At 62.6% G+C, this 25623-nt stretch carries 25 protein-coding genes and 1 tRNA gene; 10 read left to right on the top strand and 16 right to left on the bottom strand.

Annotated features, from left to right (window positions below; translation table 11 throughout):
- Positions 1-67 precede the first annotated feature (67 nt).
- Positions 68-541, bottom strand: a complete 474-nt coding sequence (locus tag U6958_RS07670) for a hypothetical protein (RefSeq protein ID WP_143044518.1) — start codon at positions 539-541, stop codon at positions 68-70.
- A 2-nt stretch (positions 542-543) separates the two neighbouring features.
- Entirely contained in the window at positions 544-1677 is a 1134-nt protein-coding gene (locus U6958_RS07665; RefSeq protein WP_016445614.1) for a hypothetical protein, read from the bottom strand.
- A 119-nt stretch (positions 1678-1796) separates the two neighbouring features.
- On the opposite strand from U6958_RS07665, the gene U6958_RS07660 reads away from it, so the two are divergent.
- Positions 1797-2045, top strand: coding sequence for a helix-turn-helix domain-containing protein (locus U6958_RS07660; RefSeq protein ID WP_016445613.1), 249 nt, complete (start codon positions 1797-1799; stop codon positions 2043-2045).
- A gap of 253 nt (positions 2046-2298) precedes the next feature.
- Here U6958_RS07660 and U6958_RS07655 read toward each other — a convergent pair whose 3' ends face one another.
- Complete coding sequence (locus U6958_RS07655) at positions 2299-3411, bottom strand: site-specific integrase (RefSeq protein WP_016445612.1); 1113 nt, start codon at positions 3409-3411, stop codon at positions 2299-2301.
- 252 nt (positions 3412-3663) lie between these two features.
- Between U6958_RS07655 and pilB the strand changes: the two genes are divergently transcribed.
- The 6 genes from pilB (at position 3664) to U6958_RS07625 (ending at position 9307) form a co-directional block, all read left to right on the top strand.
- Positions 3664-5406: a type IV-A pilus assembly ATPase PilB gene (gene pilB / locus U6958_RS07650; RefSeq protein WP_034364744.1), complete on the top strand. Its 1743-nt coding sequence runs from the start codon at positions 3664-3666 to the stop codon at positions 5404-5406.
- A gap of 38 nt (positions 5407-5444) precedes the next feature.
- Positions 5445-6662, top strand: a complete 1218-nt coding sequence (locus U6958_RS07645) for a type II secretion system F family protein (protein ID WP_016445610.1) — start codon at positions 5445-5447, stop codon at positions 6660-6662.
- Positions 6662-7555 (top strand): A24 family peptidase, encoded by an 894-nt coding sequence (locus tag U6958_RS07640; RefSeq protein WP_016445609.1) that lies wholly within the window; start codon positions 6662-6664, stop codon positions 7553-7555. Before U6958_RS07645 ends, U6958_RS07640 begins: the two co-directional genes overlap by 1 nt.
- A 14-nt stretch (positions 7556-7569) precedes the next feature.
- Entirely contained in the window at positions 7570-8208 is a 639-nt protein-coding gene (gene coaE / locus U6958_RS07635) for a dephospho-CoA kinase (protein ID WP_016445608.1), read from the top strand.
- Between the two features lie 89 nt (positions 8209-8297).
- Complete coding sequence (gene zapD, locus U6958_RS07630; protein WP_016445607.1) at positions 8298-9053, top strand: cell division protein ZapD; 756 nt, start codon at positions 8298-8300, stop codon at positions 9051-9053.
- Positions 9053-9307, top strand: coding sequence for a DNA gyrase inhibitor YacG (locus U6958_RS07625; protein ID WP_074921555.1), 255 nt, complete (start codon positions 9053-9055; stop codon positions 9305-9307). The genes zapD and U6958_RS07625 overlap by 1 nt, the downstream gene beginning before the upstream one ends.
- A 10-nt stretch (positions 9308-9317) precedes the next feature.
- On the opposite strand, the gene U6958_RS07620 is transcribed toward U6958_RS07625, so the two are convergent.
- The 4 genes from U6958_RS07620 to secA form a co-directional block, all read right to left on the bottom strand.
- Entirely contained in the window at positions 9318-9824 is a 507-nt protein-coding gene (locus tag U6958_RS07620; protein ID WP_016445605.1) for a (deoxy)nucleoside triphosphate pyrophosphohydrolase, read from the bottom strand.
- 50 nt (positions 9825-9874) lie between these two features.
- Positions 9875-10831: an ATP-binding protein gene (locus U6958_RS07615; protein ID WP_047217092.1), complete on the bottom strand. Its 957-nt coding sequence runs from the start codon at positions 10829-10831 to the stop codon at positions 9875-9877.
- Positions 10832-10996: 165 nt separating this feature from the next.
- Positions 10997-12229, bottom strand: a complete 1233-nt coding sequence (gene argJ / locus U6958_RS07610) for a bifunctional glutamate N-acetyltransferase/amino-acid acetyltransferase ArgJ (RefSeq protein WP_074921462.1) — start codon at positions 12227-12229, stop codon at positions 10997-10999.
- A 150-nt stretch (positions 12230-12379) separates the two neighbouring features.
- Complete coding sequence (gene secA / locus U6958_RS07605; protein WP_074921463.1) at positions 12380-15127, bottom strand: preprotein translocase subunit SecA; 2748 nt, start codon at positions 15125-15127, stop codon at positions 12380-12382.
- A gap of 310 nt (positions 15128-15437) precedes the next feature.
- On the opposite strand from secA, the gene U6958_RS07600 reads away from it, so the two are divergent.
- Positions 15438-15743 carry a hypothetical protein gene (locus U6958_RS07600; protein ID WP_016445601.1) on the top strand — a complete coding sequence of 102 codons (306 nt, stop codon included), beginning with the start codon at positions 15438-15440 and terminating at the stop codon, positions 15741-15743.
- Between the two features lie 69 nt (positions 15744-15812).
- Here U6958_RS07600 and U6958_RS07595 read toward each other — a convergent pair.
- The 6 genes from U6958_RS07595 to petA form a co-directional block, all read right to left on the bottom strand.
- Positions 15813-15888 (bottom strand) — tRNA-Thr (locus U6958_RS07595).
- Positions 15889-15987: 99 nt separating this feature from the next.
- Entirely contained in the window at positions 15988-16518 is a 531-nt protein-coding gene (locus U6958_RS07590) for a ClpXP protease specificity-enhancing factor (protein ID WP_017405520.1), read from the bottom strand.
- A gap of 110 nt (positions 16519-16628) precedes the next feature.
- Positions 16629-17240: a glutathione S-transferase N-terminal domain-containing protein gene (locus U6958_RS07585; protein WP_012207298.1), complete on the bottom strand. Its 612-nt coding sequence runs from the start codon at positions 17238-17240 to the stop codon at positions 16629-16631.
- Positions 17241-17344: 104 nt separating this feature from the next.
- The gene (locus tag U6958_RS07580) at positions 17345-18100 is read right to left on the bottom strand and encodes a cytochrome c1 (protein ID WP_016445599.1); all 756 of its coding nucleotides are present in this window, start codon (positions 18098-18100) and stop codon (positions 17345-17347) included.
- Positions 18101-18117: 17 nt separating this feature from the next.
- The gene (locus tag U6958_RS07575; protein ID WP_016451018.1) at positions 18118-19533 is read right to left on the bottom strand and encodes a cytochrome bc complex cytochrome b subunit; all 1416 of its coding nucleotides are present in this window, start codon (positions 19531-19533) and stop codon (positions 18118-18120) included.
- Positions 19534-19547: 14 nt separating this feature from the next.
- Positions 19548-20144 carry a ubiquinol-cytochrome c reductase iron-sulfur subunit gene (gene petA, locus U6958_RS07570; protein WP_016445597.1) on the bottom strand — a complete coding sequence of 199 codons (597 nt, stop codon included), beginning with the start codon at positions 20142-20144 and terminating at the stop codon, positions 19548-19550.
- Between the two features lie 149 nt (positions 20145-20293).
- Between petA and mscL the strand changes: the two genes are divergently transcribed.
- Entirely contained in the window at positions 20294-20722 is a 429-nt protein-coding gene (gene mscL, locus U6958_RS07565) for a large conductance mechanosensitive channel protein MscL (RefSeq protein WP_012207302.1), read from the top strand.
- A 92-nt stretch (positions 20723-20814) separates the two neighbouring features.
- On the opposite strand, the gene pdxA is transcribed toward mscL, so the two are convergent.
- From pdxA to U6958_RS07550, 3 genes are all read right to left on the bottom strand, one after another.
- Positions 20815-21876, bottom strand: a complete 1062-nt coding sequence (gene pdxA, locus U6958_RS07560) for a 4-hydroxythreonine-4-phosphate dehydrogenase PdxA (protein WP_043789741.1) — start codon at positions 21874-21876, stop codon at positions 20815-20817.
- 90 nt (positions 21877-21966) lie between these two features.
- The gene (locus tag U6958_RS07555; RefSeq protein ID WP_016445595.1) at positions 21967-22728 is read right to left on the bottom strand and encodes a Nif3-like dinuclear metal center hexameric protein; all 762 of its coding nucleotides are present in this window, start codon (positions 22726-22728) and stop codon (positions 21967-21969) included.
- Between the two features lie 74 nt (positions 22729-22802).
- A complete protein-coding gene (locus U6958_RS07550; protein WP_043789739.1) occupies positions 22803-24128 on the bottom strand; it encodes an MFS transporter in 1326 nt (441 codons plus the stop codon).
- Between the two features lie 748 nt (positions 24129-24876).
- On the opposite strand from U6958_RS07550, the gene U6958_RS07545 reads away from it, so the two are divergent.
- A complete protein-coding gene (locus U6958_RS07545) occupies positions 24877-25554 on the top strand; it encodes a hypothetical protein (RefSeq protein WP_143044519.1) in 678 nt (225 codons plus the stop codon).
- Positions 25555-25623 lie beyond the last annotated feature (69 nt).

The raw sequence follows: 25623 nt of genomic DNA, 5'->3' as shown, positions 1-25623 counted from the left end.
GACTGTGAGCGTCGGCTCATCAGGCGATTACGGTAATTACGATAGTTACCGTAATCGGTTGCTGCCGTCATCCCCGCTGGTGAGCCTGCCCACACGTATGGCAGAACCACGTACGCTGCCACTGGCGCTTCGCCGCGCTGTAAGCCTTAGCCTGGGCATGCCAGCCCTTCATCAGCAGCCAGCCCAGCGCGATGACTCCAATCCCGACTGCCGCTTGCTTCCAGTTGTAGATGAGCAGCGCCAAGAAGGACATGCCGACCCGGCAACCCCGCTCGAAAAGGTCGCACACCGTAGCAGCGTGATAGACCGTCGCTCCACCCAGCCCAAACGCGATGATGAACGGCATCGGTGACGGCGGTGCAGGCGGGGCGCAATGCTGAGCCAACACCGTGGACTGAGCGCCCTGGCTGCTGCCTTGAACGAACTGCCCATCTGAAGTGACCGCCGTGTGCGTTGCGTGAAACTCCTGTGTACCGCCCGCATGCACAACAGCCATCGGCTGAATGTGCGTGCTGCCACAACTCGGGCATTGCATCGACATGCTCAGCCCTCCGAACCTTCGGTGTTGACCGTGCAGGTCAGCGTGGCCTCGCCGCCCTCCATGCCTGCCGACAGCGCGCCGACCTTGGTCAACCGGCCGTAGGTCTTGCCGTCCTTGCCCAGCTTCAGCGAGCCTGATTTCGCAAGCTGCTGGACCGTAAGGCCGGGCAAGTAGCTGCGGTAGGTTTGCTCACCCCCGTCACGTGACACCGCTACCTTGCGGACGCTGACCCCATAGACCTTGACTGGCTCGGTGAGCGTGACCGGCGTGACGCCTTGATCTGGATTCCATCCCGACTGCTTGAGCAGCGACTCAGCCAGTTCAAATCGTGGACCGATGGCCGTGCAGCTCAGCGCCTGTTCGAGCTGCGCCTTGGTCTTGGCGTCCACGGGCTGCGACGCTCCGTTGCTGGAGGCAGGAGGCACGGTTGGCTTGATGACCGCGTTGGCGTCATACCCTACCAACCAGAGATTGGTCGGTGCGCCCGGCTGCCACCCGGTGTCGAGCACCAGTTGCTGGACAAACCCCTGGAAGGCGAGCTGCTGCCGCTCGCTGATCGGCTGCCGGTCGGGGATGGACAGCATGGGCGGCTTAGGGCCAACGGTACGGACATTGCCGCTGTGCTCGACCGCCGTCTGCTGCATGAAGAGGTGCAGGTTGGCGGCGTTGTTGACCGCGTACCCCACCGACTGCCCCCAGCACACCGAGAAGGCGGGTACAGGTTCGGACTTGGACTTACTCCACCAAATGGTGGCTGTGCCGATCCAGCAGTCGTTACGCGACCAGTCCGTGACCGTGACAGCCACGCGTGGGAAGTAGGTCTTGGACGTTCCGTCGTAGGGATGCTTCGCGAAGACACCCGCCAGCTTTGTCTCCGAGACGCGCGGTGCAGCAGGAGCGCTCGAAGGGGTATCACTCTGACGACCTGCACCGACAGCCGGTGCAGGAGCCCGTGCCGAGTCAGCGGCCGGGGCGGCCTCAGGAGCGCTGGCCGGTGTCCTCGGTGCGTTCCTAGGCTGCAGGCCCAGCTTGTCACTCAATGACACCGACACGCGGGTACTGCCATCCGGCTGCTCTGTCGTCGCACAGCCAGCCACGATCATGGCGGCGAAGAAAAGGCCAACAGCGATCCTCATTCAGCTTCTCCCATAGGCTACTTCCATCTGCTCATCAACGACTTAAAGTCACTTATGGTTGACATTATGTCGCTCATCGCTTGTAGCCTATGCAGAGGTGAGTAGTCACCCTTGGCTGCATGAAGAAGAACAAGGAAAAGCAGTCAGCTCGAATGGTTTTTGCGGCCAACCTGCGCCTGGCCCGCCGTCTGCGCGACGTTTCTCAGGAAGCCCTGGCGCTGGATGCAGGGCTGTCACGGACATACGTCAGCGAGGTGGAGCGCGGAGAGCGCAACGTGTCCATCGACAACATGGGGCTGCTGGCTGACGCCCTGCAGATCCCGCTGAAAGACCTTGTCGATCCGGAGCGCTTCAAGGTCTTGGACTGAGGCTTGAGTCCCCATGCTCTGCGGGATGGCCCAAGTCCGCTGCGAGCGGTTGTCCACAGATTCGCGCCGCCCAACTACCAGTAGAAGTATCTGAAAAGCTATCAGAACCCCTATCTGTATAGAGCAGGGGCGATCTATCGACCCTGGCGGGGGCGATTTATCGAGGATGGAGCTTTGCGGCAGGGGTGATCTATCGAGCCGAGCCGGGGCGATCTAACGTGGACAACTCTTGCTATCCACGAGCTTGTCCACGTCAACCCAGCTTTTTGGCAAGGTCTTCCGCGCGCGGATGGTAGTAGCGCTTCAGCATGCGCAAATCTTTGTGGCCAGTGACCGCCGACAGTTCTAGAACGTTTGTAAGCTTCTCAGCTAGACGTGATGCAGCCTCGTGCCGCGTGTCATGGAAGTGAACGTCTTCGAGGAAGCCCGGGACGGGCCTGCGCTTGGCCTGTTTGCAGTCGGCCCGATACTGCTCCTGCGCGCGTTCAATGGCCCTCGCAAAGCCCTTTCTTAGGGCGAGTGCAGTTGTCGGAAAGACAGCCCCCGAGCGCTGGACTTCTTTCTCGCCCTCAAAATCCTCATCGGCCTCTGGTGTCGGCAGCGCTTTGAGGATGGCCACAGCACGCGTCGAGAGCGGAACCGTTCGCGGGTCGCCGTTTTTGGTGTCCGGCAAATGCGCCGTCTGGCGCACAAGGTCCACATGTTCCCACGAGAGCGAAAGCAGCTCGCCGCGCCTCATGGCGGTCTCAATCGCCAACTTGACCAGTGGCAGCAGCCAGGGGTTGCGCGCCCCCTTGCTGAATGTGCCGTCCGCCAAGCGCTCGCCACCTGTGAGTGCCGCGAGAAGGTAGCGCTCCTCCTCGGCGGAAAATCGCCGATCCCTGGCGCGAGCCTTGTCGGGCCGCTTGATGAGCGGGATCGGGTTCTCCACATGCACGTCCCATTCGCGGCGGGCATGATTGAACACGGCTGACAGAACATCGATTTCACGATTGACGGTCGCCCCGCTGACCTGCTTCAGCCGTCGATCTCGCCATGCCGCCACCGCACTACTCGTGACGGCCGACATCTTTAGCTTGGGCAGGACCGCATCCTTCAGGATCACGTCAATCTTCACGGCCTCAATGCTGGCCGACTTCTTGGCTGGCGTGACCTCAGCCCGATACCGGAGCAAGATCGCACCCAGCGTGTTTTTCTCCGCCTCGCGCCGATCCACCACGCCGCCCGTGTCGGCCGCCCGCTCCAAGTCACGAACCCACTTCTCGGCATCCTCCTTGTAGGAGAACGTGCGTGACTGAGCGGGGTAGCCCTTGCGCCGGACCTTGGCCTGCCACTGCAGCTCGCCTCGTTTCGTGATGGTTCCCATGCGTCTTGTGTCCCAAATTTGTCCCAATTAATGTTGGGACAGCTTAGAACACCAGTAAACACGGCACAAGAGCTAAGCGTTCGGGACGTAGAGGCCGGAGGTTCGAATCCTCTCACCCCGACCATCTGGTCACTCCATCTCCATCACACCATTGCGCCAGGTTCAAGACCCAGGCGTGTAACAGTGTGTCTGGCATTCCAAGTGCTCAGTGATGATAGGATAAATGTCCTTTCCTCTCACACGTCTTGCTACATGGCTGTTGCTGACTCCTCGCTCAAGAATGCATCCGCTGTCGCATCGCTTCCCGGCATCGGGCGGGCTCTGATTTCAGCAGGCAAGGTATCGCAACAGGCAGCGGAAGCGGCTGCCGGCAAGGCCGCCACCAATCGCACCTCGTTCATTGCAGAACTGAGCGTCGCCGGCACCCTCTCTGCCCTGGAAGTGGCGGAGACGGTTTCCACCATGTTCAGCGCGCCGCTGCTCGATCTTGATGCGGTCGACGCCATGCGCCTGCCGCAGGATCTGCTGGACGCCAAGATCATCAGCACCTATCGCGTCCTGCCTCTGAGCAAGCGCGGCAACCGCCTCACGGTGGCCACCGCCGACCCGACGCAGCAGGAAGCCGCCGAGCAGATCAAGTTCACCACCCAGTTGGGCGTGGACTGGATCATCGTCGAGGCCGACAAGCTGGAGCGACTGATCGCGCAGCAGAACAAAAGCGCCAGCGAGGCCATGGACAGCTATGGCGGCAGCGGCGACTTCGAGTTCGGCGACCTCAAGCCTGATGAGGTGGCAGAGGAAAAGGACAACTCGGCCGCAGCAGACGTCGAAGATGCGCCCATTGTCAAGTTCCTGCACAAAATGCTGCTCGACGCCTTCAACATGCGCGCGTCGGACTTGCATTTCGAACCCTACGAGCACCAGTACCGCGTGCGCTTTCGCATTGACGGCGAGCTGCGTGAAATTGCATCGCCGCCCATTGCCATCAAGGAGAAGCTGGCCTCGCGCATCAAGGTGATCTCGCGCATGGACATCTCGGAAAAGCGTGTCCCGCAGGACGGGCGCATGAAGCTCAAGGTCGGCCCGGACCGCGTCATCGACTTTCGCGTCAGCACGCTGCCCACGCTTTTCGGCGAGAAGATCGTGATCCGTATCCTGGACCCGAGCTCGGCCAGGATGGGCATCGACGCCCTGGGCTATGAACCCGAGGAGAAGGCACGCCTGCTTGAAGCCATCAGCCGCCCCTACGGAATGATTCTGGTCACAGGCCCCACCGGCTCTGGCAAGACAGTGTCGCTGTACACCTGCCTGAACCTGCTGAACAAGGCCGGCGTGAACATCGCCACGGCGGAAGATCCTTCGGAAATCAACCTGCCCGGCGTCAACCAGGTCAATGTGAACGAAAAGGCCGGCCTCACCTTTGCCACTGCGCTCAAGGCTTTTCTGCGCCAGGATCCCGACATCATCATGGTCGGTGAAATCCGCGATCTGGAAACGGCCGACATCTCGATCAAGGCAGCGCAAACCGGCCACTTGGTGCTGTCCACCCTGCACACCAATGACGCACCGACCACGTTGACGCGCATGCGCAACATGGGCATTGCGCCCTTCAACATCGCATCGAGCGTGATCCTGATCACCGCCCAGCGCCTGGCCAGGCGCCTGTGCCCTCAATGCAAGGAGCCGGCTGACATTCCGCGGGAGGCCCTGATCGATGCAGGCTACGACGATGCGGACATTGACGGCAGCTGGGTCACCTACAGGCCCGTCGGCTGTCCGGCATGCAACAACGGCTACAAGGGCCGCGTAGGCATCTATCAGGTGATGCCTATCAGCGAGGAAATCCAGCGCATCATCCTGCAGGACGGCAGTGCACTGGAGATCGCCGCACAGGCCAAGCGCGAAGGCGTGCGGTCGCTGCGTGGATCGGGTTTGCACAAGGCCAGACAGGGACTGACCTCGCTCGAAGAAGTGCTGGCAGTCACCAATGAGTAAATAGCGCGGACAGCGCAGACAACAAACGAGGGAGCACGATGGCCACAGCCGCGTCCAAGGGAATCAAGGAATTTGTCTTCGAATGGGAAGGCAAGGATCGCAACGGCAAGATCATCCGAGGCGAGACCCGGGCCGGGGGCATCAACCAGGTCCAGGCCATGCTGCGCCGCCAGGGCGTGCTGCCCAGCAAGATCAAGAAGCGCCGCACACGCGGCGGCAAGAGGATCAAGCCCAAGGACATTGCGCTGTTCACCCGCCAGATGGCAACGATGATGAAGGCGGGCGTCCCGCTGCTTCAGGCCTTCGACATCGTCGGACGGGGCAACACCAACCCCAGCGTGACGCGCCTTCTGGCCGATATTCGCGCCGACGTGGAGACCGGCACCTCGCTGAACGCGGCCTATCGCAAGCACCCCATGTACTTCGATAGCCTCTACTGCAATCTGGTGGAGGCGGGCGAAGCGGCCGGTATCCTGGAAGCCCTGCTGGACCGCCTGGCCACGTACATGGAGAAGACCGAGGCCATCAAGTCCAAGATCAAATCGGCGCTGATGTACCCGATCTCGGTCATCGTCGTGGCCTTCATCGTCGTGACCATCATCATGATCTTCGTGATCCCGGCCTTCAAGGAAGTGTTCACCTCGTTCGGCGCCGACCTGCCGGCACCGACGCTGTTCGTGATGGGCATCAGCGATGTCTTTGTCCAATGGTGGTGGTTGATCTTCGGCGTGATTGGCGGCGGTCTCTACTTCTTCATGCAGGCCTGGAAGCGCAACGAGCGCATGCAGCAATTCATGGACCGTACGCTGCTGAAGGTGCCGGTCTTTGGCGTGCTGATCGAGAAATCCTGCGTCGCACGCTGGACGCGCACGCTGTCGACCATGTTTGCCGCGGGCGTCCCATTGGTCGAGGCACTGGATTCTGTCGGCGGCGCATCCGGCAATGCCGTGTATGCCAATGCCACGGAAAAGATCCAGCAGGAAGTCTCCACCGGCACCAGTCTCACCGTGGCTATGACCAATGCCAATGTCTTTCCGTCCATGGTGCTGCAGATGTGCGCCATCGGCGAGGAATCCGGCTCTATCGACCATATGCTGGGCAAGGCGGCCGATTTCTATGAAGAAGAGGTCGATGACATGGTGGCTGGCCTGTCCAGTCTGATGGAGCCCATCATCATTGTTTTCCTGGGCACCCTCATCGGCGGCATCGTGGTTTCGATGTATCTACCCATCTTCAAGCTGGGCCAGGTGGTCTGATGGTTTTGGAACTCTGGATGCAGGCTGCATTGGGCGGCCTGCTGGGCCTGTTGGTTGGCAGCTTTCTCAACGTGGTGGTGCATAGGCTGCCCCGCATGATGGAGCAGCAATGGAATGCGGAATGCGCCCAATGGGCGCAAGAGCAATCTTCATCCTCCGCCACGCCATCGCCCGCCACAGCGCCGCCGCCTGCCGAGGCGCCCCTGAGCCTGAGCCGCCCCCGCTCGCGCTGCCCGCATTGCGGCCATGCCATCCACTGGTACGAGAATATTCCCGTGCTCAGTTATCTGGCGCTGCGAGGCCGGTGCTCCGAATGCAAGGCGTCGATCAGCATCCGCTATCCGCTGGTGGAATTGGCCTGCGCCGCGCTGTTTGCCTACTGTGCGGCGCAATGGGGCATCACGCCCACAGGCGCTGCCTGGTGCCTTTTCAGTGCGGCCTTGCTGAGCCTGGCATTGATCGACTGGGACACCACACTGCTTCCCGACGACATCACCCTGCCCTTGCTGTGGGCCGGACTGCTGTCGTCGGCGCTGCACTGGACCGCCGTGCCTCTGGCCGACGCGGTATGGGGCGCTGCAGCGGGCTATCTCTCGCTGTGGCTGGTTTACTGGGCCTTCAAGCTGGCCACCGGCAAGGAAGGCATGGGCTACGGCGACTTCAAGCTGTTTGCCGCGCTGGGCGCCTGGTTCGGCTGGCAGGCACTCGTGCCCATCATCCTGATCTCGTCGGTGATTGGCGCCATCGTGGGCATCGCGTTGAAGATCAACAGCCGCCTGCGTGAGGGCGGCTATGTTCCCTTCGGCCCCTTTCTGGCGGGCGCCGGCTTTGCAGCCATGGTGTTCGGACCGCAGCAGATGCTGCAATCCCTATTGGCGGCCTTGGGCCTTTGATTCAACACTGCGGCATGGCCCCCAGCATCGCCCCGCCCTTGCTTGCACGCCCGTTTCGGCTGGGCCTGACGGGCGGCATTGGCAGCGGCAAGAGCACCGTCGCAGCGCAACTGGGCTTGCGCGGAGCGGCCGTGATCGATGCCGACCAGATCTCTCGCAGCCTCACCGCCCCCGAAGGTGCTGCTCTGCCCGAGATAGCGCGCGTCTTCGGGCCCGAACTGATTGACGCCAGCGGCGCCCTGGACCGCACGCGCATGCGCGAACTGGTCTTTCAGCAGCCCTCGGCACGACAGCAGCTGGAGGCCATCGTCCATCCCCTCGTGGCGCAGCAGACGTCCCGGCAAGTGGAGCAGGCCACAGTGGCTGGGTGCCGACTTATCGTGCATGACATTCCCTTGCTCGTGGAGTCCGGCCGCTGGCCTGCCATGCTTGATGCGGTGCTGGTCGTTGACTGCCGCACCGAAACGCAGATCGCTCGCGTGATCGCGCGCAACGGATTGCCACGCGAGGCGGTGCAGGCCATCATCTCGGCCCAGGCCACACGTGCGGCACGGCTGGCAGCCGCCGACTGGGTGCTCTACAACGACGAGGCCATGACGATAGAGGCTTTGCGCGCATGCACCGATCGAATCTCTGCATGGTTCGGGCTATGATGCACGCCATGGCTTGGCCTGTGCGTGTAATTCAGCATGTGCACGACGTAGACAGCTGATTCCTGTGCACCCCGAGGAGCCCAGCAAGCGTGATCCTGTACGAATATCCTTTCAATGAGCGCCTGAGGACCTACCTCCGGTTGGAACAGCTATATCGCCGCCTGAGCGAGTTGCTGTCGCGCGCTCATTCCATCGATCACCATTTTGCGCTGGTCACCATCTTCGAGATCATGGACGTAGCGGCACGTACCGACCTGAAGACGGACGTGCTCAAGGACCTTGAGCGCCACAAAAGCCTGCTCGACAGCCTGCGCGGCAATCCCGACATTGCCGAGCACATGCTTGACCAGGTCTCACGCCATGTGGAGCAGTGCTTTGCCCAGCTCAATGCCCAAAACGGCAAGGCGGGCCAGACCCTGACTGAAAACGAGTGGCTGATGGCCGTGCGCAGCCGCATCGGCATCCCCGGCGGCACCTGCGGCTTCGACCTTCCTGCCTATCACGCCTGGCAGTTCCATGATCCCCAGATACGCCTGCGCGATCTGGAGGACTGGGCCAGCACCCTGACCCCGCTGGGTCAGTCGCTGCAATTGCTGCTCAAGCTGCTGCGCGAAACCGGCGTGCCGCAATGGGTGGCTGCCGAAAAAGGCGTGTTCCAGCAGGCCATGCCGCCCGGCCGCAGCTTTCAGCTGCTGCGCCTGCGCATAGACCCGTCGTTGAATCTGGTTCCGGAGATCAGCGGCAACCGCCTGCTGGTTTCGGTGCGCCTGCTCCGCCCCGAGAACGGCGCCAAGCCTCAACCCTGCAGCGAAGATGCCTCGTTCGAGGTCACGCTTTGCAGCTGATGGACAAGACGGCCGACATGCCCTCGAGCGCCCCCGCCCCCCAGCCCGCCAGCCTCTCTTCTGCCGGCCCCACGGTGCGCTGCCCGACCTGTGCAGGCCCCAGCCTGTTCGCACCAGCCAACCGTTTCCGCCCCTTCTGCAGCGAACGCTGCCGCCAGATCGACCTGGGCGCATGGGCCAATGAGGAATTCCGCGTGCCTGCATCGATGCCGCCCGAGGATGCGCCCTTCGGCGATCCTCGCACCGAGCCTTGATCAGGCCCGATCAGGCTTTCGGCTGGCCTGCCTCGTAGAACCCGGCATCGAAAGGCAGCCCGCGTTCCTCGCTCAGCCACTGCAGCACCGGATAGGCACCTGGCAGCACCGGATGCACCTGCAGCGGAAGTTGCTGCCAGGCCATCTGCTGGCCTTCACGCATCTCGAACTCCCCGCTCCAGCGCGTGACCTTGCACCAGTGCAGGCGCACCAGGGCATGCGGATAGTCATGCTCGGTCACCTTCCAGACTTCAGCGGCCGCGATCTCTACGCCCAGTTCCTCTTGCATCTCGCGGCGCAAGGCCTGCTCCACGGTCTCACCGGCTTCGATCTTGCCGCCCGGAAACTCCCAGTAGCCTGCATACGGCTTGCCCGGCGGACGGCTGGTGATCAGCAACGCGCCATCGGACTCGCGAAGCAGCACGCCAACGGCGACTTCGGTGTGCTTGCGCCGCACTGGCGCCTGCGACTCGGCCGCCTCAGCGCGGGCCTTGGGGGAGATTTCTTTTTCAGTCACTTGATCTTTCGCAAAAAAGTCTGCCCAGCCCAGGGCCAGGCAGCAGGTGCTCAGAGTTCAGCCTCTTCAGCCAACCCCTGGACATCGGCGATGCCGGTCTGGCGCTGGTTCGGGCGCTCGGCACGGCCCGCATAGTCGCGGGCAAACTGGTGGGCCACGCGACCGCTGCGTGAACCGCGCTCCAGCGCCCAGACCAGAGCCTCCGGGCGTGCCGCCTCGATCGTGGCCTGGTCCAGGCCCAGGGCCTCCAGCCACTGTGCCACCACGCGCAGGTACTCATCCTGGCTGAACGGGTAGAAGCTCACCCACAGGCCGAAACGCTCGGACAGCGAGATTTTTTCCTCGATCACCTCTCCGGGATGCAACTCCCCATCCTCGCCGCGCTGGTAGGTCAGATTCTCGGACTGGTACTCCGGCAGCAGATGGCGGCGATTGCTGGTCGCATAGACCAGCACGTTCGGGCTGGCGGCGCTGACCGATCCATCCAGAATGGACTTCATGGCCTTGTAGCCAGGCTCGCCTTCCTCGAAGCTCAGGTCGTCGCAATAGATGACGAACTTCTCGGGCCGGCCGGCCACCACATCGACGATGTCGGGCAGGTCGGTCAGATCGGCTTTGTCCACCTCGATCAGGCGCAGGCCCTGCGAAGCAAAAGCATGCAGGCAGGCACGGATCAGCGAGGATTTGCCCGTGCCGCGCGCGCCGGTGAGCAGCACGTTGTTGGCCGTGCGGCCGGTCACGAACTGCTCGGTGTTGCGCGCGATCTTGTCCTTTTGCACATCGATGTTCTGCAGGTCGGACAGCTGCATGGCGCCGACATGGCGCACGGGCTCCAGCAAACCGCAGCCGTTGGCGCGCTTGCGATAGCGCCAGGCGATGGCGGTATTCCAGTCTGCGGGGGATTGCAGCGGCTGAGGCAGGATGGCCTCGATGCGCTGCATCAGTTGCTCGGCGCGCTGCACGAGTTGCAGCAAGGGGGCGGCGACGGCTTCTGTGGGCAATGTCATGGATGTCTCTCGAATACGGATCTCACGGCCACCGACGCTGGATATGCCCGGGAATCGAGATGGATCTCATGCCAACGCCAGAGCTTTTGCGCGCCGGCCGCCATTGAAGGCTGGCAGAGGCAAGGCAGATGCCCAGCGACTGCCTGCGGCACGGTGGGTGGAGAGTCAGGAGCGGTAGTCGGCGTTGATGCTCACGTAGTCGTGGCTCAGATCGCAGGTCCACACGGTCTGCTCGGCCTGCCCTCGGCCCAGTAGCACGCGCACGATGATCTCCTGCTGCTTCATCACGCGCTGGCCGTCTTCCTCCTGATAGGCAGGGTTGCGGCCGCCATTGACTGCGACATGCACATCGTTCAGGTACAGGTCGATCTTGGTCTGGTCCAGATCGTCGATGCTAGCATAGCCCACCGCCGCGAGGATGCGGCCCAGGTTCGGATCGCTGGCAAAGAAGGCCGTCTTGACCAGGGGTGAATGCGCGATGGAATAGGCCACGAGGCGGCACTCAGCCTCGGTCTTGCCGCCCTCCACCTTGACGGTGATGAACTTGGTGGCACCTTCGCCATCGCGCACGATGGCCTGGGCCAGCAGGCGCGACACATCCAGCAATGCGGCCTTCAGGGTCTGGCCTTCGGCGCTGGTCAGCGAAGTGATCTGCGCATTGCCGGCCTTGTGCGTGGCGACCAGCACGAAGGAGTCGTTGGTCGACGTGTCGCCGTCGATGGTCACGCGGTTGAAAGATCCGTCGGCCAGCTCCTTGACCAGAGGCTGCAGCAGCTCAGGTGCGATGGCGGCGTCGGTGGCCAGAAAGCCCAGCATGGTCGCCATGTTGGGGCGAATCATGCCTGCACCCTTGCTGATGCCGGTAATGCTCACGCGCTTGCCGCCAATGTCCACGGCGCGGCTGAAGGCCTTGGGCAGGGTGTCGGTGGTCATGATGCCTTCGGCGGCCGTGCCCCAGTTGTCGGCCTTGGCTGCTGTGATGGCAGCTGGCAGGCCGGCGGCGATGCGATCCACGGGCAGCTCTTCCATGATCACGCCAGTGGAGAACGGCAGGATCTGCTCGGGCTTGAGCTGCAGCAGCGCAGCCAGATCCGCACAGGTGCGGCGCGCGCGCGCCAGTCCGTCAGCGCCGGTGCCGGCATTGGCATTGCCTGTGTTGATGACCATGGCACGGATGGCGCCGGACGTCTGGGCCAAGTGCTCGCGGCTGACCTGCACGGGCGCTGCGCAGAAACGGTTCTGCGTGAACACACCCGCCACCGAAGCGCCCTCGTCGAGCAGGAACACGGACAGGTCCTTGCGGTTGGCCTTGCGCACACCGGCTTCGGTGACGCCGATGCGAACGCCGTTGATCGCCAACAGGTCGGCGTGCACGGGAGCGGAGAGATTCACAGGCATTGAGGGGCTTCCTACAGTGAAAGAAAAACGCGCTCCATTATCGGAACAAACCGGGGCGGCACGTATTTCATCGACCTTAAAAAAGAAAACGGCACGGAGTGCATCCGTGCCGTTTTCCGTGTCTTGCGGCGTCTTACGACGCCGGCCGCATCACGACAGCTTGCCGTGGCACTGCTTGTACTTCTTGCCGCTGCCGCAGGGGCAGGGATCATTGCGGCCCACGCGAGCGCCTTCGGGCAACTCCAGCGGCTCGTCTTCGACGGAGCCACCGATGTCGCCATCCGAGGGAGCGCCATAGGTCATGTGCTCCAGGCTGTGGGCGCTGCGCTGCTCCATAGCCTCGGTGGCCTGCTCCACCTGTTCGCGCGACTGCACCTGCACGGTCATCAGCACGCGCGTGACTTCGGTCTTGACCTGGTCGATGAGCTGGCGGAACAGCTCGAAAGCCTCGCGCTTGTATTCCTGCTTGGGCTGCTTCTGGGCATAGCCACGCAGGTGGATGCCCTGGCGCAGATAGTCCAGCGCGGACAGGTGGTCACGCCAGTTGGTATCAAAGCTTTGCAGCAGCACGGCGCGCTGGAATTGAGTGAAGTTCTCGCGTCCGATCAGCTCAACCTTGGCCTCGAACACTTCACGGGCAGCCTGCAGCACCTTCTCGAGGATCTCCTCGTCGGTGATGGCATGCGCGGACTGCACTTGCGATTGCAGCGGCAGCTGGATGCGCCATTCGCTTTCCAGCGCCTTTTCCAGGCCGGCCAGATCCCATTGCTCTTCCATGGACTCGGCGGGCACGTACTGGCGCACCAGGTCAGACACCACGTCATCGCGCATCACCGTGATCATCTCGTGCAGGTCCGAGGCATCGAGGATCTCGTTGCGCTGCTGGTAGATCACCTTGCGCTGGTCGTTGGACACGTCGTCGTATTCGAGCAGCTGCTTGCGGATGTCGAAGTTGCGGGCCTCGACCTTGCGCTGAGCGCCTTCGATGGAGCGGGTCACGATGCCGGCTTCGATGGCTTCGCCATCGGGCATCTTCAGGCGGTCCATGATGGCGCGCACACGGTCGCCCGCGAAGATGCGCATCAGCGCATCGTCCAGGCTCAGGTAAAAGCGCGAGGAGCCGGGGTCGCCCTGGCGGCCCGAACGGCCACGCAGCTGGTTGTCGATACGGCGAGATTCGTGGCGCTCCGTGGCGATGATGCGCAGGCCACCCAGGGCCGAAACCTTGTCATGCTCGATCTTCCAGTCGGCGCGCATCTGTTCGATGCGCTGCTGGCGTTCGGCTTCGGGCAGGGATTCATCGGCCTCGACAGCCGCAACCTGCTTTTCGATGTTGCCGCCCAGCACGATGTCGGTACCACGACCGGCCATGTTGGTGGCGATGGTGATCATGCCGGGACGGCCGGCCTGGGCCACGATGTCGGCCTCGCGCTCGTGCTGCTTGGCGTTGAGCACCTGGTGGGGCAGGTTTTCCTTGTTGAGCAGCTCGTCGATGATTTCCGAGTTCTCGATCGAGGTCGTACCCACCAGCACGGGCTGGCCGCGCTCATGGCATTCGCGGATGTCGCGGATCGCCGCCTCGTACTTCTCGCGCGTGGTCTTGTAGACGCGGTCGAGCTGGTCGTCGCGCTTGCTGGGACGGTTAGGCGGAATCACCACGGTTTCGAGGCCGTAGATTTCCTGGAATTCGTAGGCTTCGGTATCGGCCGTACCCGTCATGCCCGCCAGCTTGCCGTAGAGACGGAAGTAGTTCTGGAAGGTGATCGAGGCCATGGTCTGGTTCTCGGCCTGGATGGTCACGCCTTCCTTGGCCTCGACAGCCTGGTGCAGGCCATCGCTCCAGCGCCGGCCCGCCATCAGGCGGCCCGTGAACTCGTCGACGATGACGATCTCGCCGTTCTGCACCACGTAGTGCTGGTCACGGTGGTAGAGATTGTTGGCGCGCAGCGCCGCATACAGATGGTGGACCAGGGTAATGTTGGCCGGGTCGTAGAGCGAGGCGCCCTCGGCAATCATGCCGGCATGGCCCAGCAGGCGCTCGGCGGCTTCGTAGCCCTGGTCGGTCAGGAATACCTGGTGGCTCTTTTCGTCCACCGTGAAGTCGCCGGGCTTGGTCACACCTTCGCCCGTGCGGGGATCGGCCTCGCCTTCCTGGCGCACCAGGTTGGGCACGATCTTGTTCATGGCCACGTACATGGCCGTGTGGTCCTCGGCCTGACCGCTGATGATCAGCGGCGTGCGGGCCTCATCGATCAGGATGGAGTCCACCTCGTCGACGATGGCGTAGTTGAGCACGCGCTGCACGCGGTCGCCCGACTCGTAGACCATGTTGTCGCGCAGGTAGTCGAAGCCGTATTCGTTGTTTGTGCCGTAGGTGATGTCGCTGTTGTAGGCGGCCTGCTTTTCCTCGCGCGGCATGTTGGGCAGGTTGATGCCCACCGACAGGCCGAGGAAGTTGTACAGCTTGGCCATCCAGGTGGCATCGCGGTTGGCCAGATAGTCGTTCACCGTCACCACGTGAACGCCATTGCCCGACAGTGCGTTCAGGTAGACCGGCAGCGTGGCGGTCAGCGTCTTGCCTTCGCCGGTGCGCATTTCCGCGATCTTGCCGTAGTGCAGTGCCATGCCGCCCAGCAACTGGACGTCGAAGTGGCGCATCTTCATGACACGCTTGGACCCTTCGCGCACCACGGCGAAGGCTTCGGGCAGCAGGTCGTCCAGCGACTCTCCCTTGGCCACACGCTCCTTGAATTCCTGCGTCTTTGCGCGCAGATCCTCGTCGCTGAGCTTCTCGTAGTCGGGCTCCATCGCATTGATGCGAACGACCGTCTTGCGGTATTGCTTGAGAAGCCGATCGTTTCGGCTGCCGAATAGTTTGGTGAGGAAGTTGGTGGCCATGCGAAAAAGACACACCGCCACCCGCTGAAGCGGACTGCGGTGTGCCTGGAATCCCTAGATTGTTGGATTTCAGATGGGGCCGCTCCACCTGCCTGCAAGTACCCTGCTGGAGAACACATGCGGCCGGGCTGAAGCGAGAACCGAACAATTGATTCTAACTGTCTCTGTCCAACCCTCTTCCAGGCAGGCCGACGCATGCGGCCGCAGAGCCCTGAACCCGAATTCCCGGACCCGCGCCGCCCTGCAGATGCTGCTATAACGAGGGTCCCGGCTGGCGCATGCCTACGCTGCCTGACCAGCCTTCAAGCCCATGACCTTCACACGCCGCAACCACGCCGTCACCGCCCTGCACGCTGTCGAGAACTCGCCGACACTGGCCCGGCTCGCCCAGCTCACACGCGACTCCAGCAATCGCCTGACGGCCATCCTGCCCCTGGTGCCACCGCTGCTGCGCGACAGCCTGCAGGCAGGCCCCATCGAGGGCAGCACCTGGTGCCTGCTGGTGCGCAACAACGCGGCAGCGGCCAAGATACGCCAGCTGCTGCCGGCCATGGCCGCCCACTTGCGCACCAAGGGCTGGGATGTGGCCGAGATCCGCCTCAAGGTCCAGGCCTGACCGGCCACTGAAGAGCGGCAGCCGGAATCGGGGCACGGAAATGAAAAAAGGCCTCCTGAGGAGACCTTCTGGTGCCGGTTGTCGGATTCGAACTGACGACCTACCGCTTACAAGGCGGGTGCTCTACCAACTGAGCTAAACCGGCGAAGCACGCATTCTAGCGCAGAAAAATGCTGCCTCGGACTTTCCCGATGGGGCCAAGCACGCTTGCGGGAGCAACGGCATGCGCGCTGATGCGAAAAACCTACTTGACCAGCTTCAGCGAAGGCCGCGTGCCCGAAGGCGGCGGCGTACGCGGGGGCTCTTCGTCATCACCTTCGCTGTGGATGCTCACCAGCTGCACCACGCGCTCGTCGGATGCAGGCTCGGCCGGCACCTCAGCGGCGGCGTCCTGTGGCACAGGCTCATCGGATGCCTGCCCGGGCGAAACATCGTTGTCGGCTTCGGCCTCGGGCTCCGGCGCCGGGAAAGCCATGCCTTGCCCGGTCTCGCGTGCGTAGATGGCCATCACCTGCTCCACGGGCACCATGATTTCGCGGGGCTTGCCGCCAAAGCGGGCCGTGAAGCTGATGAAATCATTGCCCATCTGCAGGCCGCTGGTGGCGTCGTAGCTGACGTTGAGCACGATCTCGCCGTCGCGCACGAACTCGCGCGGCACCTGCACATTGCGGTCCACACGCACGGCGATGTGGGGCGTGAAGCCGTTGTCGGTGCACCACTCGTACAGTGCCCGGATCAGGTAGGGGCGGGTGGAAGTTGCTTCGGGGGCAGTCATGACGATCCCAGGAAATGAGTGGTCTGAGTGGTCGGAACACGAAAACGGGCAGGATGGCGACCGGTTGACCGCCTTCCCTGCCCGCGCAATCAGTCGTCAACCGATGCAAATTACTTGCGCATCACCTTCTCGGAAGGCGTCAGCGCTTCGATGTAGGCAGGGCGCGAGAAGATGCGCTCGGCGTACTTGAGCAGCGGGGCGGCGTTCTTGGACACCTCGATGCCGTAGTAGTCCAGGCGCCACAGCAGCGGGGCGATGGCCACGTCCAGCATGGAGAAGTTCTCGCCCAGCATGTACTTGTTCTTGAGGAACACGGGAGCCAGCTGCGTCAGGCGGTCGCGGATGTGGGCGCGGGCCTTCTCGATGGCCTTTTCGTTGCCCTTGACGTTGCGCTCCTCGAGCGTGCTCACGTGGACGAACAGTTCCTTTTCGAAATTCAGCAGGAACAGGCGCACGCGGGCGCGGTCCACCGGGTCGCCGGGCATCAGTTGGGGATGCGGGAAGCGCTCGTCGATGTACTCGTTGATGATGTTCGATTCGTACAGGATCAGGTCGCGCTCGACCAGGATGGGCACCTGGCCGTACGGATTCATCACGCTGATGTCTTCAGGCTTGCTGAACAGGTCCACATCGCGGATCTCGAAGTCCATGCCTTTTTCGAACAGGACGAAGCGGCAACGGTGTGAAAAGGGGCAGGTCGTTCCCGAATAAAGCACCATCATGGTGGAGGCTCCTAAAAATCAAAAAGAGTGGGTCGCTCGCGGCGCCCACTCTGCACACAGTTCAGCCGCAGCAATTGCTTGCACGGCCTTCTGCAGTCACGGTTTTATTTGACGTCTTTCCAGAACGCGGCGTTGAGGCGCCATGCGATGAAGATGAAGACCGCCAGGAAAAGCAGCACACCCACGCCAATGCGGGTGCGGCTGTTCTGTGCCGGCTCACCCATCCACTGCAGGTAGTTCACCAGATCGCCAACTGCCTGATCGTACTGCACTGCGCTCATGCTGCCAGGAGAGACCTGCTCCCACCCCTTGAAAACCTGGGTCTTCACACCGTGCTCCTCGGCTTCTTCGAAGATGGCGCGGCGCTCGCCCTGCAGTTGCCACAGCGCATGGGGCATGCCCACGCTGGGGAAGGCCAGATTGTTCCAGCCCGTGGCCTTGGTGTCGTCGCGGTAGAAGGTGCGCAGGAAGGTGTAGAGGTAGTCGGCGCCCGTGCCGTTGTGGCCGGCACGCGAACGTGCGATCACCGTCAGGTCCGGAGGATTGGCGCCGAACCACTCCTTGGCTTCCTTGGGGTTGATGGCCGCCTTCATGGTCTCGCCGACCTTGTCGGTGGTGAAAAGCAGGTTGTCCTTGATTTCCTGCTCGGTCAGCCCGATGTCCTGCAGCCGGTTGAAGCGCATGAATGCGGCCGAGTGGCAGCTCAGGCAGTAGTTGACGAACAGCTTGGCGCCGTTTTGCAGCGATGCCGTGTCATTCGTCTTGCCCGGGGCCTTGTCCCAGGCGATGCCGCCTTCGGCAGCCTGTGCACCAGTCACGATGCCCAGGGCCGCGATCAACGTGAGAATCAGTTTCTTCATTGTTGTTCTCTCCAGCTTCAGTGCGGCTTGAACGTCACACGATCGGGAACGGGTTTGGTCTTGCCCAGACGGCTCCACCAGGGCATCAGCAGGAAGAAGCCGAAGTAGAACAGCGTTCCGACCTGGGACACGCGCTCGCCGATGGGCGAAGGCGGCTGCACGCCGAGATAGGCCAGGATCACGAAGTTGATCACGAAGATGCCGTAGAGATACTTGTGCCAGCTCGGGCGGTAGCGGATGGACTTGACCGGGCTGCAATCGAGCCAGGGCAGCGCGAACAGGATGATCACGGCACCGCCCATCACCACCACACCCCAGAACTTGGCATCGATGGACAGCATCATGGCGATGACACCCAGGGCCACGATGGCGACCACACCCTTGACGGCGGCCGGCAGGCGCGACTTGAGCACGCCAAAGCCCGCACCCAGCACCACGCAGGCGATGAGCACGTACATCATCTCGCTGGTGATGGCACGCAGCATCGAGTAGAACGGCGTGAAGTACCAGACCGGCGCAATGTGCGAAGGCGTCTTCAGCGGATCGGCCGGGATGAAGTTGTTGTACTCCAGGAAGTAGCCGCCGAACTCGGGCGCGAAGAACACCACGGCCGAGAACAGGAACAGGAACACCGTCACGCCGAAGATGTCGTGCACCGTGTAGTAGGGATGGAAGGGAATGCCGTCCAGCGGATGGCCCTTGGCGTCCTTGGGCGCGTTGGGGCCCTTGATCTCGATGCCATCCGGGTTGTTGGAGCCCACATCGTGCAGCGCCAGCAAGTGGGCCACGACCAAGCCCAGCAGCACCAGGGGCACGGCGATCACGTGGAAGCTGAAGAAGCGGTTGAGCGTGGCATCGCCCACCACGTAGTCGCCACGGATCAGCAGCGCCAGGTCAGGGCCGATGAAGGGAATCGCCGAGAACAGGTTCACGATCACCTGGGCGCCCCAGTACGACATCTGACCCCAGGGCAGCAGGTAGCCCATGAAGGCCTCGGCCATCAGCACCAGGAAGATGGCGCAGCCGAAGATCCAGACCAGTTCGCGCGGCTTGCGGTACGAACCGTACAGAAGACCGCGGAACATGTGCAGATAGACGACGACGAAGAAGGCCGACGCACCCGTGGAGTGCATGTAGCGGATCAGCCAGCCCCAGGGCACATCGCGCATGATGTACTCCACCGAGGCGAACGCCTTTTCGGCGTCGGGCTTGTAGTGCATCACCAGGAAGATGCCGGTGACGATCTGGATCACCAGCACCAGCAGCGCCAGCGAGCCGAAGATGTACCAGAAGTTGAAATTCTTCGGAGCGTAGTACTCCGACATGTGCACGCGATAGGCGTCGAAAGCCGTGGGAAAACGGTTCTCGAACCAGTTCGTGAGCTTGGCGCCGGCGGGCGCATTCGGATCGATGTCCTTGAATTCGTGGGCCATTGTTCTTGTCTCCCTCAAGCCTTGTCTTCACCAATGAGGAGCTTGGTCTCCGACAGGTACATGTGCGGCGGCACCTGCAGGTTGTCGGGAGCCGGCTTGTTCTTGAAGACACGGCCAGCCATATCGAAGGTCGAGCCATGGCAGGGGCACAGGAAGCCGCCCTTCCAGTCGCTGGGCAGCGAGGGCTGGGCGCCCGGCTGGAACTTGTCGGAAGGCGAGCAGCCCAGATGCGTGCAGATGCCGACGACGACCAGCACTTCGGGCTTGATCGAGCGGGCCTCGTTCATCGCATAGGGCGGCGTGAACTCTTCAGGGTGGCGCTTGGATTGGGGATCGGCCAACTGGCTGTCCAGTTCGGGCAGCTCCTTGATCTGGTCAGGCGTGCGCTTGATGATCCAGACGGGCTTGCCGCGCCACTCGACCGTGAGCTTCTCGCCGTCCTTGAGGGCGGAGATATCGACCTCCACTGCAGCCCCGGCGGCTTTGGCCTTCTCGGATGGCTGGAAGGTGCTCACGAACGGGACGGCTGTCGCCACGCCGCCCACCGCACCAGCGCACGCCGACGTGATGATCCACGTCCGCTTGCTGGAGTCGATTGGAGTGTCACTCATGGGGTTCCTCGAACTACGTCGCTTGAGTTGGGGTCAACAATAAATTGTAGCGGGGCGAGTATGGTTATTCCATGCTGCTTGTGCCGTTGACAGGCTCCAAAGCCGCGCAATACTGCGCTATCTCAAACTCTTTCCAGATGGAGCCAGCCATGGGCATGATGCAGGAATTTCGTGAGTTCGCAGTTAAGGGAAACGTGGTAGATCTCGCCGTGGGCGTCATCATTGGTGGAGCGTTTGGCAAAATCGTCGATTCCGTGGTAAACGACCTGATCATGCCGGTCGTGGGCCTGGTTTTCGGCAAGCTGGACTTCTCCAATCTGTTCGTCGTGCTGGGCAGCGTACCCCCCGGAACGGCGATGACGCTCGATGCGCTCAAGAAGGCCGGCGTCCCCGTATTTGCCTATGGAAACTTCATCACGGTGGCAGTGAACTTCATCATCCTGGCCTTCATCATTTTCATGATGGTCAAGCAGATCAACCGCCTGCGCCGCGAGGCACCGGCAGCCCCCGCTCCCGCGCCCGTCACCCCCGAAGACATCGTGCTGCTGCGCGAGATTCGCGACAGCCTCAAGCGCTGAAATCCGTGTTTTGACGCAAATCAAAACGCCCGTGGCATGGTTGCCACGGGCGTTTTCCATTACTGCGGATTCCCGATGCTTGGGCTAGCCATTCAAGCCGCCAATTTGCGCGCCATTCGCACGGCCTCAATCAGGCTTCCGGCCTCTGCAACACCCTGCCCCGCAATATCGAAAGCCGTGCCGTGGTCCGGACTGGTGCGTACCAGCGGCAGCCCCAATGTGACATTCACGCCTTTTTCCACGCCCAGGTACTTCACGGGAATCAGTCCCTGGTCGTGGTACATGGCCAGCACCGCGTCGAACTCGCCGGGATGGCCGGGAGCATTGCGGGCGCGCATGAACACCGTATCGGGCGCAAAAGGTCCGTGGGCGTCCAGGCCCTCGGCGCGCGCCTGGGCGATGGCCGGGGCAATGATCTCCACCTCCTCGCTGCCGAACAGGCCGCCCTCGCCCGCATGCGGGTTCAGCCCTGCCACACCGATCCGCGGCGGGCGGCCCAGGCTGCGAGACAGGGCCTCATGCGTGATGCGCAAGGTCTGCAGCAGGTTGTCCTTCGTTACCGCATCGATCGCCTTGCGCAGCGAGGTATGGATGCTGACCAGCACCGTGCGCAGCTCATCGTTGGCCAGCATCATGCGCACCGGCATGTGCGACAGCTCCACGCCCGCGTGCCGGGCCGCCTCGAATTGCAGCAATTCCGTGTGGCCGGGGAAGTCCACGCCTGCGGCATGCAGCGCCTCCTTGTGCAGCGGCGCCGTCACCAGAGCCGCGATCTCGCCTCGCAAGGCAGCCCGCGCAGCCCAGACCACGCAGCGCGCGGCCGCGTCACCGGCGCTGGCGCTCACCTGCCCCCAGGGCGCAGGACCGGGCAGCCCGGGCAGCTCCAGCAAAGGGACGCAATGGGGCGGCACCTGCCACAGTTGCTCGGCCGACTCGATGACGGCCACGGGCATGGGAATGGCGTTGTCGCCATCGCGCGCACGCGCCGCCACGGCGGCTGCCCGGCGCAGCGTCTGCAACTCGCCGACGACGAAGCAGCCGCGCATCTGCTCGGGCGCGTCCATGAACGCCTTGGCAATGGTCTCGGGCCCCACCCCGGCAGAGTCGCCCTGGGTGATGGCCATCAAGGCCGTGGACTGTGTGAAATCAGGCATTTTCAGTATCCGGATCAGGCAAGCCGGTCATTCGCACCACGCTTGCGGCAAAAGGCTCCGCCAAAGGGATGCGCCAAGGATGGAACTGCATCAGGCCGGATTGTCGATCTCGATGAAACGGTGCTCCAGCCCCAGCTCCAATGCCACCTGACCCGCCAGGGCCGGCGCGCCGTAGCGCTCCGTGGCATGGTGGCCTGCCGCCAGGAAGGCCACGCCCGTCTCGCGCGCCAGATGCGCCTGCGGCTCGGAAATCTCGCCCGTGATGAAGGCATCGGCCCCAGCGGCAATCGCGGCCTCAAAGAAACCTTGCGCGCCGCCCGTGCACCAGGCAATGCGGCGAATGGGGTGATTGGGGCGCAGGCGCTCTCCCCCCACGCAGACAGGCGTGCGCCCCAGCGCCTGCTCCACATGCCTGCCCAACGCAGCCGCATCGGCAAAATCCGCTGCCGCCATCCAGCCCAGGTTCTGCTCGCCAAACGTTGCCTGGCCCTCAAGCCCCAGCTGCACGCCCAACTGCGCGTTGTTGCCCCATTGCGGATGGGCATCCAGCGGCAGATGGTAGGCAAAGAGATTGATGTCGTGGGCCAGCAGCAGGCGGATGCGCTCCTTGAGCCAGCCCGTGATGCGGCCATCCATGCCGCGCCAGAACAGGCCGTGGTGCACGAAGATGGCATCGGCCTGCGCCTCGATGGCCGCCTCGATCAGCGCGCGGCTGGCCGTCACCCCGCTGACGATGCGGCGGATCTCGCCGCGCCCCTCCACCTGCAGGCCGTTGGGACCATAGTCTTTGAAGCGCTCGGGCTGCAGCAAACCGTCGAAGTGGGCCAGGAGTTCTTGTCGCGTGGTGCTCATGAAAGGATTGTCAGCGATCCATGCGGCGCCCAGGAAAAAGGGCAGCCATGCTGCCCTTCATTCCACTGCCAAGCTCAGCCGCGCCTGGGTTGCCAACCACGGCAGGCAAGGGGCCAGAAGCCGATGGCCGCGCCCAGGATGCCCATGGCCGCCACATAGTGGGCCGGCGCCATCACATCCACCTGTTGCCACACGGACACCAGCATGGGCGTCATGCCGCCGAACACCGCATAGGCCATGTTGTAGGCAAAGGACAGGCCCGTGAAACGCACCTCGGCCGGGAAAGCGCGCACGCCCACCACCGGCAGCAGCGCAATGCTGCCCACGAAAAAGCCCACCAGCGCGTAGCTCCACACCAGCGAGGACGCCGTGCCCGGCAGGTTCAGATAGAACGCATAGGCCGTCACCGTCATGCCCAGCCAGCCCGTGACCATGGCCACACGCGTGCCCATCTTGTCGGACAGCCAGCCCCAGAACACGCAGCCCAGCGTCAGCGTCACCGTGGCCACGGCATTGGCCTTCATGGCCAGGGCCGCGTCGATGTGGAAGACCTTCTGCAGATAGGCCGGTGTGAACAGCACCACCACCACGATGGCCGTGGACAGCACCCAGGTCATCAGCGCCACCAGCACGCAGGCCTGGCGGTGGTCGCGCACGATGGTCTTGAGCGGTAGTTCGCGGTCGGCCTGCTTGCGAGCCATCAGCTCCTGGAAGATGGGGGTCTCATGCAGGAACTTGCGCAGATAGACCGACACCAGGCCGAACACGCCGCCCAGGATGAAGGGCATGCGCCAGGCCCAGTCGTGGATCTCCTCGGCGCTGTAGGTGCTGTTGAGCCAGACACCGATGATGGAGCCCAGGAAAATGCCGCCCGTGATGCCCGAAGTCAGCGAGCCGATGGCAAAGCCGTAGTGGCGCGCAGGCGCATGCTCGGCCACGAAGACCCAGGCGCCCGGCATCTCGCCACCAATGGCCGCGCCCTGCAGCACGCGCATGGCCAGCAGCAAAATCGGCGCGGCAATGCCGATGGAGGCATAGGTGGGCAGCAGGCCGATCACCAGCGTGGGCACGGCCATCAGGAAGATGGACAGCGTGAACATCTTCTTGCGGCCCAGGATGTCGCCAAAGTGCGCAATCAGAATGCCGCCGATGGGCCGGGCCAGGTAGCCCGCCGCAAAAATGCCCAGCGTCTGCAGCTGGCGCAGCCAGTCCGGCATCTCGGCCGGGAAGAACAGCTTGCCGATGACATTGGCGAAGAAAACGAAAACGACGAAGTCGTAGAACTCCAGGGTGCCGCCCAGGGCCGACAGGCCCAGGGTCTTGTAGTCCTGTCGGTTGAGAGGACGTGCGGTCGCAACAGCGGGGGCCATGCCCGGCTGCGCTTGGTCAAGCGTAGTCATGGTTTTTTTCCAGGGAATCGAACAGCAGGACGGCGCGGTGGATGCCACGGCAACGGATGAGCGTGCTGCGGCAGATCGTTCTGCAAGACTTCGGGATCGGAGGACTTGGCTCTCTCTTGGGGCCGGCTTGTGGGCCGGCGCAACAGCGAACGCGGCGTGGCGCAGTCGTTGGGGGATTCTAGGGTTTGTACTGTAGCTGTGTGGGGAGCGCGGCTTTGGCGCCCTTGGGCGCAGCATCACGGCGGACCGTCTACCCGCTCTGGCGTATGGGTCATGGGATGGCGGGCTTACCGGCAGGCGCGCAAACGCTCTTCAACGGTGCAGCGCTTGCATCGCGCCAGCCCGATGGAATTGATCGTTCATAACCCTTGCGGCGTCTGTTGCGGGTCGCAGGCAAGGAGCCTTTGAATCGGCCCTGGATCGGCTTCCTTCACAAGCCCTCCAGACTCTGCCCGCGAAAAGGCATGACGGTCAGACCAATCCTATTTTTGCGGACATGAACAGGCTGCTGCGTGAGCATCTGGTTCGCTGATCACCGCCGCTCGCCGACGCAGGTATTCCCGATGAAGGGTCACGGCTGTCAATTTCACTCTTCAAGAAGTCCAGCCCAGCCGATTCCGGCGGAACGCAAAAGCCATGGCCCGCATATTGCAAAAAAACGACAACCAACAAATACCAAGAATGGGTATGCGGACTGTACTTCATCCATACTCGCGTTCCGGTTGGTTCAACACATAGAGGTCGTGCGGTGAGTGAATTGTTCAAAGTGAAGCGCATAGCCCGTCAAGCTGGCGCTAAATTTCTTTTGCTGCTCGCAATGCTGGCGAGCAGCAGTCAATCTATAGCCCAAAGCCTCACAGAAATCACTGGCCGCATTGAAAGCAATATCACACTGCGCGCCGCACAGTCGCCTTATACATTCCAAGGCGCCGTCGTGCTGGGCAATGACGCAACCATGAGCGTCGAGCCCGGCGTGACGATTCGCATGGCACAGGATGCCAGCTTCACTCTTCAAAAAGGTGCTTTCAACGCTATTGGCACCTCAACCAAACCGATCGTGATTACCTCCGCCGAAAGCACTCCCGCTGCAGGGGATTGGGGGACATGGCGTTTTACGGCTGGCACCAACAATTCGCTGACACGGTTGGTCTATGTACATTTTGAATATGGTGGGGGTATCGCCATCGAGGCTTCGTCTCCACAAATATCCAATACGATCATTCATCATCACAACGCGCCTGCAGTGATAATGGATCTGGAGTCTTCTCCCGTGGGAAACGGCAACTCGGCTTACGGAAATCTTCTTAATGCGATCGTTGTGCCGCCCGGCCATATCCGAAATTCAATAACTTGGGGTTTGCTGGGTATCCCTTATCTCGTGCAACAGGGCTTGATTCATGTGGGTCAAGGGGCTCTTGCTATTTAGCCCACCAGTCTCAAACTCAATCCTGGTACTGAAAGCTCTCTTCAGATATCAATCGATACAGCGGCGCCT

Source organism: Delftia lacustris (assembly GCF_040267515.1).
Classification (GTDB): domain Bacteria; phylum Pseudomonadota; class Gammaproteobacteria; order Burkholderiales; family Burkholderiaceae_C; genus Comamonas; species Comamonas tsuruhatensis.
The sequence above is the reverse complement of the archived record's forward strand: the minus strand, read 5'-3'. Positions and strand labels throughout refer to the sequence as shown.